14 protein-coding genes are annotated in these 14358 nt (G+C 66.0%); 8 read left to right on the forward strand and 6 right to left on the reverse strand.

Translation table 11 applies throughout. The features are described from left to right. Window positions 1-2: 2 nt before the first annotated feature. From AB4118_RS26195 to AB4118_RS26205, 3 genes are all read right to left on the reverse strand, one after another. Entirely contained in the window at window positions 3-1283 is a 1281-nt protein-coding gene (locus AB4118_RS26195) for an RNA polymerase sigma factor (RefSeq protein ID WP_441492487.1), read from the reverse strand. A 1-nt stretch (window position 1284) separates the two neighbouring features. After that, entirely contained in the window at window positions 1285-1653 is a 369-nt protein-coding gene (locus AB4118_RS26200) for a YciI family protein (RefSeq protein WP_441492488.1), read from the reverse strand. 144 nt (window positions 1654-1797) lie between these two features. Further along, entirely contained in the window at window positions 1798-2682 is an 885-nt protein-coding gene (locus AB4118_RS26205; RefSeq protein ID WP_441492489.1) for a LysR family transcriptional regulator, read from the reverse strand. Between the two features lie 99 nt (window positions 2683-2781). Between AB4118_RS26205 and AB4118_RS26210 the strand changes: the two genes are divergently transcribed. Continuing rightward, window positions 2782-3381: a GNAT family N-acetyltransferase gene (locus tag AB4118_RS26210; protein WP_441492490.1), complete on the forward strand. Its 600-nt coding sequence runs from the start codon at window positions 2782-2784 to the stop codon at window positions 3379-3381. After that, complete coding sequence (locus tag AB4118_RS26215; protein WP_441492491.1) at window positions 3378-4553, forward strand: MFS transporter; 1176 nt, start codon at window positions 3378-3380, stop codon at window positions 4551-4553. Before AB4118_RS26210 ends, AB4118_RS26215 begins: the two co-directional genes overlap by 4 nt. Window positions 4554-4636: 83 nt before the next feature. Here AB4118_RS26215 and AB4118_RS26220 read toward each other — a convergent pair whose 3' ends face one another. Further along, entirely contained in the window at window positions 4637-5542 is a 906-nt protein-coding gene (locus AB4118_RS26220) for a LysR substrate-binding domain-containing protein (protein WP_441492492.1), read from the reverse strand. A gap of 205 nt (window positions 5543-5747) precedes the next feature. On the opposite strand from AB4118_RS26220, the gene AB4118_RS26225 reads away from it, so the two are divergent. From AB4118_RS26225 to AB4118_RS26250, 6 genes are all read left to right on the forward strand, one after another. Beyond that, entirely contained in the window at window positions 5748-6797 is a 1050-nt protein-coding gene (locus tag AB4118_RS26225) for an ABC transporter substrate-binding protein (RefSeq protein WP_441492493.1), read from the forward strand. 142 nt (window positions 6798-6939) lie between these two features. Continuing rightward, entirely contained in the window at window positions 6940-8013 is a 1074-nt protein-coding gene (locus AB4118_RS26230) for an ABC transporter ATP-binding protein (RefSeq protein WP_441492494.1), read from the forward strand. Then, window positions 8006-8869: an ABC transporter permease gene (locus tag AB4118_RS26235; RefSeq protein ID WP_441492495.1), complete on the forward strand. Its 864-nt coding sequence runs from the start codon at window positions 8006-8008 to the stop codon at window positions 8867-8869. Before AB4118_RS26230 ends, AB4118_RS26235 begins: the two co-directional genes overlap by 8 nt. Further along, entirely contained in the window at window positions 8866-9660 is a 795-nt protein-coding gene (locus AB4118_RS26240) for an ABC transporter permease (protein ID WP_441492496.1), read from the forward strand. The genes AB4118_RS26235 and AB4118_RS26240 overlap by 4 nt, the downstream gene beginning before the upstream one ends. A gap of 76 nt (window positions 9661-9736) precedes the next feature. Then, the gene (locus AB4118_RS26245) at window positions 9737-10858 is read left to right on the forward strand and encodes an NAD(P)/FAD-dependent oxidoreductase (RefSeq protein ID WP_441492497.1); all 1122 of its coding nucleotides are present in this window, start codon (window positions 9737-9739) and stop codon (window positions 10856-10858) included. A gap of 20 nt (window positions 10859-10878) precedes the next feature. Beyond that, window positions 10879-11940: an NAD/NADP octopine/nopaline dehydrogenase family protein gene (locus AB4118_RS26250; RefSeq protein WP_441492498.1), complete on the forward strand. Its 1062-nt coding sequence runs from the start codon at window positions 10879-10881 to the stop codon at window positions 11938-11940. A gap of 21 nt (window positions 11941-11961) precedes the next feature. Here the strand turns inward: AB4118_RS26250 and AB4118_RS26255 are convergent, their stop codons facing one another. Both AB4118_RS26255 and AB4118_RS26260 read right to left on the reverse strand, forming a co-directional pair. Beyond that, window positions 11962-12690 carry an SDR family oxidoreductase gene (locus tag AB4118_RS26255; RefSeq protein ID WP_441492499.1) on the reverse strand — a complete coding sequence of 243 codons (729 nt, stop codon included), beginning with the start codon at window positions 12688-12690 and terminating at the stop codon, window positions 11962-11964. Then, window positions 12687-14342, reverse strand: coding sequence for an FGGY-family carbohydrate kinase (locus AB4118_RS26260; protein ID WP_441492500.1), 1656 nt, complete (start codon window positions 14340-14342; stop codon window positions 12687-12689). Before AB4118_RS26260 ends, AB4118_RS26255 begins: the two co-directional genes overlap by 4 nt. Between the last annotated feature and the right edge of the window lie 16 nt (window positions 14343-14358).

Raw genomic sequence — 14358 nt, forward strand, 5'->3', positions numbered from 1 at the left:
GCTCACCGCAGGCCGACATCTCCTGCGGAATCTTTTTGCGTGCCGATCTCGCTCTCCAGCCGATCGAGATTCTGCCGGATATGTGCGGCTTCCGCAGCCGTGCCGGCGAGTGCGATGGCGCGGCCGAAGGCGTCGCGCGCCTCGGCGAACCGGCCGACCTGCTCGAGCAGGGCTCCTCGCATGCCGTGAAAATAGAAGTAGCTTGCCAGGGGTTCGGCGAGGGGGGCGATCAGGAGGAGCGCGGCTTCCGGTCCCTGAAGCTTCGCGACCGCGACGGCGCGGTTGAGTCTCACCACAGGGGAGGGTGCGCGGCGTTCCAGTGCCGAATAGAGCTGCTCGATCTGAGCCCAGTCGGTGTCCTCCGGCCGTTGCGCACGTGCGTGAAGCGCCGCGATCGCCGCCTGGATCTGGTACGGACCGGTCCTTCTGTGGTGGATCGCCTTGTCGATCATCGCCAGGGCCTCGGCGATCATCGCGCCGTTCCAGCGCAGGCGGTCCTGTTTCTCAAGCAGGATTGGCGTGCCCACGTCGTCGAACCGTGCCAGCAGACGCGAGTGCTGGAGCAGCATCAGTGCCAGCAGACCCATCATTTCCGGCTCTGCGGGAAACATCCGAAGCATCAGCCGCGCCAGCCGGATCGCCTCGCCGCACAGGCTCGACCGATCGCTGCGGGGATCGGAATCGGTATAGCCTTCGTTGAAGAGGAGGTAGATCATGGCCGCGACCGCCGCAAAGCGCTCGGCGCGTTCTGCCGGCCCCGGCGTCTCAAAGGGGACGCCTCCTCTTGCGATCCGCGCCTTCGCCCTTGCGATACGCTGCTCCATCGCCGTCTCGCTTACGAGAAAGGCGCGCGCGATCTGCTTGACCGACAGGCCGGAGACGATCCGCAGGGCAACCGCGATCTGCTGGGCTGCCGGCACGTCGGGATGGCAGCACACGAAGAGGAGCCGTAATATGTCGTCGCGATAGTCAGCCTGGTCGAGCCGGTCGACCAGGTCCGGCTCGGCATCATCGCGGTCGGACATCACATCCTCTGACGGCAACTCGGTCAGCTTGCTCTGGCGGCGAACGGCATCGATCGCAGCGTTGCGGCCGACCAGGATCAGCCAGGCGGTGGCGTCGCGCGGCGGCCCCTTCTTGGGCCAACTCCTCAAGGCGCGAAGACAGGCCTCCTGGAACGCCTCCTCGGCCAGGTCGAGATCGCGAAAATGGCGCAGCAAAGCGGCAACCGCCTGGGGGCGGGCGGCCGCGAGCGTTGCGCCCATCGGGCCCAGCTCGAGCATTCTAGCTGGTCCCGGCCAGGCCCGCGTCGGGAACGAGGGTCATCACCGGTCGGACCTCGTAGTTGGCGGTGGGATTGGCGCGACCCAGATCGCGTGCCACGGCGAGCGCCTGCTCAAGATCGGCAACCTCGATCACATAGATGCCGAGCAACTGTTCCTTTGTCTCGGCAAAGGGACCGTCGGTGACGAGTGTCCCGCTCTTGCGCACGCTTGTCGCGGTATTGGTGGGCATCAGCCGAACCACCGGCCTGAACGCCCGGCCCCATTTGTCGTGTACGGCAATCAACCGATCGACGACGACCGCTTCCTCCTCGCGCGACCAGGCGGTCGTGATATCCTCGTCATGGTAGCACAGCACGGTGTAAAGCATCTGCAGACCTCCCTTCGGTTCAAGGACGAAGCTTGAGCCCCCGTGCCGACATGTGGTGCCAGAATTTTGCCGGGTGGCCTGCCACCTGAAAAGATCGCGCTTGCCACGAACTCGCAGTGTCCCGAAACGCGCTGCCGGGATCGTTCAGACGGACAGCTTGCCCAACGCGCGGATCGTTTCCATGAGGCCCTTGTGCAGTTTCTTGTCGCGCCGGACGACGATCGCGAGGGTGCGCTTGAGGTTCGGGGTCAGGCTCCGCACCGCGACGCCGGATGGTGCTCGGTGGCCCGCGACGGCCATACCTGGCAGGACGGCACAGCCCAGCCCTGCACCGACGAGTTCCTTGATGGCTTCGACGCTCCCCAGCGACATGATGGGCCTGAGCGTCACCCCCGACTGAGAGAGCCACGCATCGGCAATACTGCGTGTCCTCCCGCCGGGCTCGAACAGAATCACGGGCCGCCCGGCGAGCCAGGCCGGGTCGACCTCGGCGGGGAGCGGCATGTCCTGCGGCGCAATCAGCACGAACTCGTCGTCGAGCACCGGGGTCACGTCCAGCATGCGGCCCGCCGCAGGCAACGTCACCAGTGCGACATCGATCGCGTTCTCCTCGATGGCCTTGAGAAAATCGGTCGTGTTGCCGGTGGTGACCGTGATCTCGAGCGTCGGGAATTTCCGGCGGAGTTCCTTCAGCACCGGCGGCAGCAGATAGATGCAGGCCGTTGCGCCTGTCCCGAGCCTGACACGTCCCATCGCGCCCTTGCCATGCCGTGCCATGGCTTCGGTCGCGCTGCCGACCAGGCGGCCGATCTGGTGCGCATAGGCCAGGAGTTCATCGCCTGCCGGTGTGGTCTGGCATTTGCGGCCGATCCGTTCGATCAGCGTCACTCCCAGGCGCCGCTCCAGCTGGCGCAACTGCAAGCTGACCGCGGGTTGCGAGAGCCTTCGGCGTTCGGCCGCAGCGGTGAAACTGCCCAGCTCCACGACGTCGACGAAGGCCTGTAGTTGATCGAGGCTGAGATTGGACACCCAAAGAATATCTCATGCTCCGCATAATGAGGCAAATCTTCCTTAATGATGGAGGGAGGCGTAGCGAGGGTGCCAGGACCCATCTTCGAAGAGCGAAACATGCCCAGTCTGGCGGAATGCCCATCACAGCCAACGGCCATCTCATCGTCCAGGGTCGCAATCCGCGCGGCGCAAGAGCACGACCTCGAGACCATCCAGGAGATTTATGCGCACCATGTTCTGCATGGGCTCGCCAGTTTCGAGACCGTTCCGCCTTCGCTCGACGAGTTGGCGGCCAGGCGCGCCGCTGTCCTCGATCTCGGCCTGCCCTTCCTGGTGGCGGAAATCGACGCGGCGGTCGTCGGCTACTGCTATGCGACGTGCTATCGGCCCCGGCCCGCCTATCGATATACGGTGGAGGACTCCGTCTATGTCGCGCCGGGAATGGCAGGGCGCGGTATCGGGAGCCGGCTCCTAGCCGCCCTCATCGACCACTGTGAGATGGGCCCCTGGCGCCAGATGGTGGCCGTCATAGGCAATAGCGACAATCGTGGTTCGATCGCCTTGCACGGCAGGCTCGGCTTCGAGCCGGTGGGCACGTTTCGGGCAATCGGCTTCAAGCTGGGAGGGTGGCTGGACACGGTGCTGATGCAAAGGGCGTTGGGCCAGGGAGCCCATACGCCGCCAGATGACGGTTCGTATCCATCGGCCTCGGCATGATGCGCCCCTGGGCAGTCTTCAATCTCGGTCTCACGCAGCTCATCTCGTGGGGGGTGACGTATTACCTGATCGGCGCGTTCGGCAATCTGATCGTCGCGGATACGGGGTGGTCGCGAGAGGCGGTCTACGGAGGGTATTCGCTTGCCCTCCTGGTGATGGGGCTGAGCTCTGCGCCGATCGGCGCACTGATCGATCGAAGGGGCGGGCGCTCCGTCATGATCGGGGGAGCGTGGCTCAATGCGCTCGGCTGCCTCTTGCTCGCGCTGGGAGGCAATCTCGCGCTCTATTTCACGGCCTGGTTCATGCTCGGTCTGGGCATGCGCATGTCGCTCTACGACGCTGCCTTCGCCACCCTGGCGCGGTTGCTGGGTAGCGACGCGCGCCGCCCGATATCCCAGATCACGCTCCTCGGAGGCCTGGCCTCGACGGTCTTCTGGCCGATCGGCAGTGCTCTTGCGGAAACCCTGGGCTGGCGGGGAGCCGTGTTCGCCTATGCGGCGATTTCTCTGCTGGCGATCCCGCTGCTGATCACATTGCCCGTCGCCTCGCGGCCGATCAGGTCGTCGTCCTCCGGGTCCAGTACCGGCCGCATCGAAACCCCGCGTCGGAAGATTTGGGCGGCAGGCCTGTTTGCCTTGATCGTGACGCTGGCGAACTTCCTGAATTCGGGGATGTCGGCGCATATGATTGCGATGATGGCCGGTCTCGGGTTGAGCGCGTCGACTGCAATCATGGCCGCGAGCTTCCGTGGGATCGGCCAATCGGCGGCGCGGCTCTGCGAGGTCCTGTTCGGAGCCCGGGTCGATCCCATTGCTCTCAACCTCTTTGCCACCGTCGTCCTGCTCGTCAGTTTCGTCGCTGGCTTCCTGGCGGTGTCGACATGGCAGGCTGCGCTTGTCTTCGCCTTCATGTATGGCGCCGGCAACGGCTTGCTGACGATCACGCGGGGAACCGTGCCGCTCATCCTGTTCGATCCGGCGAGCTATGGACACTTCGTTGGGACACTCGTGGCCCCGAGTTTCCTGCTATCGGCCACGGCGCCGATCGCCTACGCGGCCACGATCACGCGCTACGGCGAGGCGGGTGCGCTCCTGCTGTCGGCCGCGGTTGCAACGGTCGGGGCCTTCGCGGCGCTCGCCCTGTTTGTTCTCGGCCAGTTGCGAGCACCCTGACCTGGGCGAAGCCAGGCCGCGATCCATAGAAGGCTCCGCCCGAGCGCGAACCAAGCCGAAAGCTCAGTCCAACGGCAGATTCATCACCGCTGCTCGTGCACCTTCTGGCGCTCGAGATGCAGATGCGCGACGAAGTCGGAGACAAGTTGCGAGCGCAGGCTGTGCGAGGGGTAGAGAACTCCGAAATTATAGGCGATGGCTGGCCGGAACGGACGGGAGACTAACCCCAGCGGTTCGAACGCTTTTGCTGTGAACGGGTCCGCAATGGTCAGGCCCAGTCCCTGCGCCACCATCTGGCAGGCGATGGCGGCGATCGGGGTTTCGACGCGAACGTCGCAACGCACCCTGGCATCGTCGAGCACCTGCTGCAGCGAGCGGGACATGAAACTCCCCGCGCCCTTGCCGATGAACGGCATGCCGTCCAGGTCCTGCGGGACGATCTCCGGCCGCACCGCAAGCGGGTGACCGGCCGGCATCACGCAGACGCCGATGGCAGGGTCGAACAGCTCGATCTCGACACCCGGCTTGTCCATCGGGAGCATCGCGAAGCCGACATCGAATTGCTGTGTCGAAACCCATGAGGCAATGGATTCCGAACGCTGCGCCTGGATCGCAGCGGCGACGCTCGGGCGGTCCTTGAGAAATCCGGCAAGGGCGACAGGCAGGAAAGTGTGCGCCAGCGCGGGCATGCTGACGATCCGCAACTGCTCGACGCGGCGCTCCTTGATCTGGGCGGCGCGCTCGCTGATCCGTTCGAGCCCGACGAAACTGCGCTCGACTTCCTGATGCAGGGCCATCGCTTCGGGCGTCGCGACCGTGCGGCCATCGCTGCGCGTGAACAACACGAATCCGACCGCCTCCTGCAGCTCCTTCATCAATCGGCTGATCGAGGGCTGGGAGCTGCGAAGCAGGCGCGCGGCCTTGGTGAAGCTCCCGACATGCAGAACCGCGTTGAAGGCTTCGGCATGCCTGTGGGTGATCTGAGCCAAATCGGGCACTCCATTCCCGTTCCGCCACGGTCGGCCTGACCGGGCATTGCGACCCGGTCGGTGCGCCGGCAGGGCAATCGCGGCGATATCATATCAAATCTGAATGGCATGATCCATAATCAGTCGATTGACAGATGGGTGCCGCTCCCCAACCCTTGGCTGCAACGGGGGCCGTGTTCCCCGGCCAAACAGGGGATTTTTCGGCATGGCCACTTTGCGCTCGACTTCGCTTGGATCCGTCTTCGCCCTCGCGCTCGCCACGGGCGGCCTTGTCAGCGCGGGAGCGAGCGCCCAGCAGACGATGTATGTCGCGGGCTATGGCGGCTCCTTCGAGCGCCTGATGCGCACCGCGATCATTCCGCCCTTCGAGAAGGCGAACAACGTCAAGGTCGAGTATGTCGCGGGACAGTCGACGGCGACGCTCGCCAAGCTGCAGGCCCAGCGCGGCAAGCAGGAGATCGACGTCGCCATGGTCGATGACGGCCCGATGTATCAGGCTGTGCAGTTCGGGTTCTGCGCGCCGATCGAGAAGGCCCCGGTGCTCGACGATGTCTATCCGATCGCGAAACTGGACGAGAAGGCCATCGCCTTCGGCATCGGCGTCACCACCCCGGTCTACAATGCCAAGATTTTCAAGGAGAAGGGCTGGCCGGTGCCGACCTCCTGGGGCGACCTCGGCAACAGCGCCTATAAGGGCCAGCTTGCCCTGCTCGGCGCCGCCAGCACGACCGGCCTGCATGGGCTGATCATGGTGGCGCGCGCCGAGGGCGGCGGCGAGAGCAAGATCGAGCCCGGCTTCGCCGCCTTCAAGGACAAGATCCGGCCCAATATCCTGACCTTCGCACCCTCCGCACCGAAGCTCGAGGAGCTGCTGCAAAGCGGCGAGATCGCGCTGACCGTGATCTCGCGCTCGCGCGCCGTCGCGCTGAAGAAGGAGGGCCTGCCGCTTGAAGTGGCCGAGCCGAAGGAAGGGGCCGGCGCACTGATGGTGACGATGTGCCCCGTCGTTGACAGCGACGTGGCTCCGCAATCGCAAAAGTTCATCCAGCACATGCTCTCGCCAGCGATCCAGAAGGTCTTTGCCGGCGCGGGCTATGGCCCGGTGAACCGCAAGACGGAGCTGACGGCGGATGAAGCCGCGGGGCTGGCGGTCGGCGACCAGGCCGTTTCCAAGCTCGCCAAGATCGACTGGCCGACCGTCAACCAGAACCGGGCCGCCTGGACGCAGCGCTGGAACCGCGAGATCGAGCGCTAGATCAGCGGACCGGATCTTATCCGATCCGCCGATCTAACCTTCTGATCTGCATCACCTTTCGGGCCGATTCCTGAAGCCCTCGTTCCTTCGGACATCAGGCCTGCGCCAAGGGCGCAGGCGGTTTCATGGATCACCCTCGACTATGGCCAAGATCGCCCTTCGCGGGCTTACCAAGCGCTTTGCCGCCTTCACGGCGCTCAACGGAATCGACCTGGCGATCGAGCCCGGCGAGTTCGTCGGGCTGCTCGGTCCGTCCGGCTGCGGCAAGACCACGACGTTGAACATCGTCGCCGGCTTCGAGGAGCCGACCAGCGGCGAGGTACTGCTCGACGGGCGCAGCCTCCGGGGTGTTCCGGCCAGCCAGCGCGGCATGGGCATCGTCTTCCAGAGCTATGCCCTGTTCCCGCACCTGACGGTCGCCGAGAATGTCGCGTTCGGGCTCGAAATGCGGAAGATCGCCAAGCCCGCCCGTCAGCAGAAGGTCAAGGAAGCGCTCGATCTGGTGCGTCTCGGCCATCTCGCCGAGCGCTATCCCCGGCAATTGTCCGGCGGGCAGCAACAGCGGGTCGCGCTGGCGCGGGCGCTCGCCATCGAGCCCGCCCTGTTGCTGCTCGACGAGCCGCTTTCCAATCTCGATGCCAAGCTACGCGAGGAAATGCAGGTCGAGATCCGGGCGATCCAGCGCCGCGTCGGCACGACGACGATCATGGTCACGCATGATCAGGCCGAGGCGCTGGCGACCTGTGACCGGATCGCGGTGATGGATGCCGGGCGGATCGTCCAGCTTGCCGATCCGCTGACGCTCTATGACGCACCGACGAGCCATTTCGCCGCGAGCTTCGTCGGCCGCTCCTCCCAACTCAAGGCAAGGATCGTCTCGGTGGAGGCCGGGCGTTGCTCGCTGCGCATCGAGGGCGTCGAGGCGGCGGTGCCCGGCACGGCGCAGCCCTCGCTTTCGGCAGGCAGCGCGGTGGTGATCGCCTTGCGCCCGGAAAAGGTCCGCCTCGTGCCGCCCGGGACCGGTTTTCTCGGCGGTCGGCTGACATCACGGGTCTTCCAAGGCAGTTCATGGCTGTTCTCCGTCGAGACGGCCATTGGTGCGGTCCTGTCGTCGGAGCCGCATCGTGGAGTGCCCGCCTTCAACGAGGGCGACGATGTCGGGCTCAACTGGCGGCCCGAGGATGCCGCCATCATCGCGGACGCGCATCATGGCTGAGGCATCCAGGAGCCGCGTGCCGCTGCTGCTCAGTCTGCCGGCGCTGCTCTTCTTCGCAGCGCTTCTGGTGACGCCGCTGGTGATGATCGCCGTGCTGAGCTTCCAGTCCTTCGACCTCGCGACCGGTGCGACCGGCGGGGCGACACTGTCGAACTTCGCGGATACGCTGGGCGATCCCTATTACCACACCATCTTCCTGCGGACGGTCGGGATCGCGCTGGCGACGACGGTGCTCTGCGTGCTGATCGGCGCACCCGAAGCCTATTTCCTGTCGCGGATGCGACCACCCTGGCGCTCGATCTTCCTGATCGTGACGCTGAGCCCGCTGCTGATCTCGGTCGTGGTGCGCACGCTCGGATGGGCGCTGCTGTTCGGCCGCAACGGTGTGATCAACAACGTCGCCTCCGGGCTCGGCCTGACGAGCGGGCCGATCCCGATGCTCTACACCATCCAGGGCGTCGTCATCGCGCTCGTCCATGTCGCGGTGCCGTTCATGATCATCTCGGTCTGGGCCGCCCTGCAACGGCTCGACCCCAAGGTGGTTCGTGCGGCGCAGTCGCTCGGCGCCGGCGAGACCACGATCTTCATCAGGATCATCCTGCCCCAGATCGTGCCCGGCATCCTGTCGGGATCGCTGATCGTCTTCGCGCTCGCGGCCAGTGCCTTCGCGACGCCCGCGATCATCGGCGGGCGCCAGCTCAAGGTCGTCGCCACCGCCACCTATGACGAGTTCCTGGGCACGCTGAACTGGCCGCTCGGCGCGGCGATCGCGATCGTGCTGCTCATCGTCAACGCCACGATCATGCTGACCTATAACCGCTTGCTCGAGCGGCGCTATGCGAGGTTTGCCCAATGAACCGCAACGGCCCCGTCGCGCTCCTCTGCCACAGCCTGTTCGTCATCTTCATGCTGGCACCGCTGATTGTGGTGATGTGGATGTCGCTGACGCCGAGCAACCTGCTCTCGCTGCCCACGACCTCGTTCTCGCTGCGCTGGTTCAGGGCCATCCTGGCCAATCCGCAGTTCGTCTCCGCCTTCTGGATGAGCATCGTGCTCGGCGTCGTTGCCGCGACCTGCGCGATGGCGCTCGCCGTGCCGGCCGCGCTCGCTCTGGCACGGCATCAATTCCCGGGGCGCGAGGCCCTGGTCGGGCTGTTCCTGTCGCCGCTGATCATCCCGCATGTCGTGCTCGGCGTCGCGTTCCTGCGCTTCTTCACACAGGTCAATATTACCGGCTCGACCGCAGGCCTGCTCGCCAGCCACGTGCTGATCATTTTCCCCTATGGGCTGAGGCTGGTGCTCGCGGCCCTGACCGCGGCCGATCCGGCGCTCGAACGCGCCGCGATCTCGCTCGGCGCCTCCAGCTGGACCGTGTTCCGGCGAGTGGTGTTTCCGCTGATGATCCCCGGCGTCGCCGGCGGCTGGGTGATCTCATTCATCCAGAGCTTCGACGAGGTGACGATGACGGTGTTCGTGGCGACGCCGTCCTCGATGACGCTGCCGGTCAAGATGTACCACTACATCGAGGAATCGATCGATCCGCTCGTCGCCTCGGTCTCGACCGTCGTCATCCTGCTGACCTTCCTGCTGATGGTCCTCGTCGACCGCATCTACGGGCTCGATCGCATGCTGGTCGGGAAAGGCTGACTAGCCGGGCTGACCGGCAAGCGCGGACAGGCCAGGCCGCCGCGCCCCCTCTTCTCAATCGTCAAGGACATTCCAGATGAAAGCCATCGTCGTCGGTGCCGGTGTCATCGGCTCGTCGGTCGCCTATCGCCTCGCCCAGGCCGGCGCGGCGGTCACCATCGTTGAGGAAAGGCGGATCGGCGGCGGCACCTCCAGCGTGACCTATGCCTGGGTCAATGCCTGCGAGAAGCTGACCTCCCATGCCTATTACAAGCTGAACTTCGTCGGCCGGCAGGCCCATGAGGACATCCTGGCCGAGTTTCCGCACGCGAACTGGTACCACCGCCCTGGCGTGCTGCAATGGCAGAATGCGGAGGCCGAAGCCGGCGCACGCGACGGCACCGACCCGCTGGTGAAGCTCAGGCAGCTGATCGACTGGGGCTACCCGGCCGAGTTGCTCAGCCTGAAGGAGGTTCGCGAGCTCGAGCCGGAGATCGACCCGGATGTGATCGGCAATGCGCCGGTGATCTACTACCCCCGGGATGGTTGGCTCGATGCCGTGCCCTATGCCGGCGCGCTCGTCACTGCTGCGCAGGAGCGCCATGGTGCGAGGCTCGTCAACGCCAAGGTCTCGGGACTGCTGGTCAGCGGCGGGCGCTGCGATGGCGTGGAGATCGCGGGCGGCGATCCGATCCATGCCGATATCGTCGTGAACTGTTCGGGACGCTGGTCCAACGAGGTCGCCAACCGGAGCGAACATCAGGTTCCGCTCGCACCGACGGTCGGCCTGGTCGCCTACACCCCGCCGGCGGGGGTGACGCTGCGCAGTGCCTTGCGCACTCCCCTGCTCAATATGCGGCCCGATGGCGGCGGCAGGTTCCTGCTGCGCTCGAACGAGCTTGACCGGCTGGTCGCTGCCGACGCCGCTTCGCTGCCGACGCATCCCCAGGCTCAGGAGCTGCTCGCCCGGGCCAAGACGACGATCCCGGCCCTGCGCTCCGTCGAGGTTGAGGCCGTTCGCATCGCGATCCGGCCGATCCCGCGTGACACGCTCTCGGCTGTCGGGCCGGTCCCGGGGCTCGACAACTACTATGTCGCCGTCACGCATAGCGGCGTGACGCTCGGCGCCTTCCTCGGCGAAGCCATCGCCGACGAAGTCGTGCGCGGCCGCACCCGCTCCGAACTGGCCGAGTTCCGGCCGGCCCGCTTCTTCAACTGACGACCCGACGAGGACAGGACATGAAAACCGCCATCATGGGCGCAGGCGCGATAGCCTATGCGAGCGCAGCACTGCTGATCCAGAACGGTCATGAAGCCCGGCTGTGGTCGCCATCCGGCCGCCGCACCGCAGCGCTCGCCCAGGGCCAGACGCTGCGCAGCGAAGGGGTCGTCGCCGGGGAGTTCAAGCCGACCATCGCCGCGGATTGCGCTGCCGCGCTGGCAGGGGCGGATGCGATCCTGATCGCGCTTCCCGCGAACGGCCATAAGGCGGTGATGGACGCCATGGCGCCGCATCTCGTCTCGGGCCAGACGGTCGTGATCAGCTCGCACGCCTCGCTGGGCGCGATCTATCTGGCACGATTGATCGCGGATCGCGGGCTCGATGTCCCGGTCGTGGCGTTGAGCACGACGGTGCTGCGCGCGCGCCAGACGAGCGACACCTCCGTGAAGATCGCGACGCTGCGCGGCAAGGTCGATATGTCGACCCTGCCGACGGAAGCCGCCGAGCGCGGCCTCACTATCTGCAAGGCGCTGTTTGGCGACCGTTTCCGCGCGATCTCGAATGTGCTGGCCGTGGCGCTGAGCAACGTCAATCCGCAAAGCCACATGGCGCTGGCCCTCTGCAATTTCACGCGCATGGAGAAGGCCGAGGCCTGGGGCCAGAGCGAGCACATGACGATGGCCGTCGGGCGGTTGTTGGAAGCGATCGACGCCGAACGCCTCGCCATCGCGGCGGCGTTCGGCGTCGAGGTCCGCACCATGCGCGAGCATTATTCCCTGACCTATGGGCTTCCCGATGCAGCCCTTGGAGAGACCGCGAAACTGCTGGCAGCCAGCCAGGAGCCGACGCTCGGGCCGGCCACGATAGACACGCGCTATACACTCGAGGACGTGCCGTTCGGGCTCTCGCCCCTGGTCGCACTCGGACGCCTATGCGGGGTCGCGACCCCTTTGCACGAGGCCGGCCTCCAGATTTTCTCGGCGCTTTACGGTCGCGATCTCGCCGCGGAAAACGATATCCTGCCGGCGCTGATGGCCCGCCAGCTCACGCGAGAATCACTCATTGCAATGACGCGCTGACGAGGAGCCTGGAGAGGGCGCTCAAAGGTCGGTGCTCTGGGGTAGGATCACCAGGTCCCGGATGGTGACGTTTCGCGGCCGGGTCAGCATGAAATGCACGGCCTCGGCGACCTCCTCGGCTTCGATCAGGCCGCCCCTGGCTCGTTCCGCTTCAAGCTTCTCCTGCGGCCAGTCGGCGATGAGGGCGGTCACGACCGGACCCGGCAGGACTGCCCCGACGCGCAGTCCGTGCGGAATGACCTGGCGCCGCAGGGTATGAACGAAGGCCTGCACCGCGTGCTTGGAGGCGGTGTAGATCGGCTCCCACACCACGGGCACAATGCCGGCGATAGAACTGGTGACGAGAATATCGCCCGTCTTGCGCGCGATCATATGTGGGAGCACCGCATGGATGCTGCGGAATACGGCGTTGATATTGAGATGCAGCATGCGATCCCAGGCGTCGGGATCGCCCTCGCTGACCGACCCGCCGACATAGGCTCCGGCATTGGCGTGGAAGATGTCGAGCTCTCCGGCCCGCTCGAGGATCTGCGACATCATGCCGGAGACGGAGGCCGGATCGGCCAGGTCCACGACGAGCGGTATGGCCTCGGCGCCGAGAGACTCGGTGACACGGCCCAATGCTTCACTGTCGCGATCGACGAGAACGACGCGCGCGCCAGCCGCCAGCAGCCGTTTCGCGCAGGCCAGTCCGATCCCCGATGCGGCGCCGGTAATCGCGGCGACCTTTCCGGCCAGTTCCTGAGTCACGTCATCGCCTCCGACACGGCATGATCTTTCGTCTCCTGCAGCAGATCGCGCGCCGCGCGTGCGGCTGCCTGCAGCGTTTCAAAGGCAGCAAAGCGCCTGTCGTGTAACCGGGCGATGTCGCCGCCGACCGGTGCGAAGACACTGGCGCCCGGTGCCATCTCGACCATGGCTTGCGCGAGGTCCTGGAAGTTTCCGGCCGCCGTCGCACCAAGCATCGCGGATCCGAGAAGGACGGGGTCGACATCCTCGGGAACGAGCACGGGCAATCCGGCACAATCAGCGAGCATTTGCCGGATCAGCGGAGCGCGACCGGCGCCGCCGCTGAGCACGATCGCATCGATCGTTGCGCCCTTGGCGCGGCTGACCTCGATGATCTGCCGAAGGCCGTAGCCGATGCCCGTCAGCCCGGCGACATAGAGCGCGACGAGATGGTCCAGATCGCGCTCCATGCCCAGGCCGGCGATCAAGGCCCGCGCCTGCGGATCGGCATGCGGCGATCGGTTCCCGAGAAAATCCGGCACGACGACGAGACCCTTCGCAAGACGTGCAGCCTCCGAAAGGTCGGCGGCGCTCGTCGCCGCGCGCGCGGCGAGCCAGTCTGGCAATGAGCAATGGTCCGCCGCCGCACGCTGCTGCGCCTCCGGCGCGGCCGGATGAAATCCGATCAATTGTTCGATCGCGGCGCCGGCGCCGGATTGACCGCCCTCGCTGAGCCAGAGATCAGGCGCCATCGCCGAGAAGTAGGGGCCCCACACACCGGGAATGAAGATCGGCTCGCGGCTGCTTGCCATGGTACAGGCGGAGGTGCCGAAGACATAGGCCATGCGGGTTAGTGCCGTGCCGTGCGACGAGCGCACACCAACCGAGCCGACACCGCCGGCATGAGCGTCGATCAAGCCCGCCGCGACGGCAGTGCCTGGCTTCAGCCCGAGTTCGGCAGCTGCCTCTTCGGTCAGCCCCTGTGCGAGGGCAGTGCCTCCGGGAACGATCTCCGTGCCGATGCGGGCAAAGCCATCGTCGGCGAGATCGCCGAGCCCGATCTGGCGGAAATAACCGGTGTCCCAGCGCGCTTCATGCGCGAGATAGGTCCATTTGCAGGTCACCGTGCAGGTCGAGCGCGCCAGCGAGCCGCTTGCCCGCCAGGTCAGGAAGTCGGCGAGGTCGAGGAACTGCCACGCCGCATCGTAGGTGGCCGGCAGGTTCTCCTTGAGCCAGAGCAGCTTGGGCGTCTCCATCTCGGGCGAAATCGTGCCGCCGACATAGGCGAGCACCGGATGGTTCGTGCGGTTGATGCGTTCGGCCTGATCCAGCGCACGATGGTCCATCCAGACGATGATGTTGCGGCCCGGATCGCCATGGGGACCGACGGGCAGCGGCACGCCGTTCTGCCCGAGCACCACCAGCGAGCATGTCGCATCGAAGCCGATGCCCGCGATGGCCTCCGGCGCGAGCTGTGCCATCGCCATGGCCTCGCGGACGCAGGCGCAGACCGCATTCCAAATGTCAGCGCTCGATTGCTCGGCGATGTCCGGCCCGTCCCGATAGAGCGCGATGCCACGCTTCGCCGTCGCGAGCATGCGCCCGCTCGGGTCGAAGATTCCGGCGCGGGCGCTCGCGGTGCCGACATCGATGCCAATGAAATGCTCGGTCATATCCTCGCGATCCTGT

The organism is Allobosea sp. 2RAB26, from assembly GCF_052115465.1.
GTDB lineage: Bacteria > Pseudomonadota > Alphaproteobacteria > Rhizobiales > Beijerinckiaceae > Allobosea.

Excerpts from the sequence above, each read along its gene's own strand:
- AB4118_RS26235 (WP_441492495.1), top strand. The coding sequence starts at position 8,006 with ATGGCTGAGGCATCCAGGAGCCGCGTGCCGCTGCTGCTCAGTCTGCCG.
- AB4118_RS26245 (WP_441492497.1), top strand. The coding sequence starts at position 9,737 with ATGAAAGCCATCGTCGTCGGTGCCGGTGTCATCGGCTCGTCGGTCGCC.
- AB4118_RS26210 (WP_441492490.1), top strand. The coding sequence starts at position 2,782 with ATGCCCAGTCTGGCGGAATGCCCATCACAGCCAACGGCCATCTCATCG.
- AB4118_RS26225 (WP_441492493.1), top strand. The coding sequence starts at position 5,748 with ATGGCCACTTTGCGCTCGACTTCGCTTGGATCCGTCTTCGCCCTCGCG.
- AB4118_RS26200 (WP_441492488.1), bottom strand. The coding sequence starts at position 1,653 with ATGCTTTACACCGTGCTGTGCTACCATGACGAGGATATCACGACCGCC.
- AB4118_RS26195 (WP_441492487.1), bottom strand. The coding sequence starts at position 1,283 with ATGCTCGAGCTGGGCCCGATGGGCGCAACGCTCGCGGCCGCCCGCCCC.
- AB4118_RS26230 (WP_441492494.1), top strand. The coding sequence starts at position 6,940 with ATGGCCAAGATCGCCCTTCGCGGGCTTACCAAGCGCTTTGCCGCCTTC.
- AB4118_RS26215 (WP_441492491.1), top strand. The coding sequence starts at position 3,378 with ATGATGCGCCCCTGGGCAGTCTTCAATCTCGGTCTCACGCAGCTCATC.
- AB4118_RS26250 (WP_441492498.1), top strand. The coding sequence starts at position 10,879 with ATGAAAACCGCCATCATGGGCGCAGGCGCGATAGCCTATGCGAGCGCA.
- AB4118_RS26260 (WP_441492500.1), bottom strand. The coding sequence starts at position 14,342 with ATGACCGAGCATTTCATTGGCATCGATGTCGGCACCGCGAGCGCCCGC.
- AB4118_RS26240 (WP_441492496.1), top strand. The coding sequence starts at position 8,866 with ATGAACCGCAACGGCCCCGTCGCGCTCCTCTGCCACAGCCTGTTCGTC.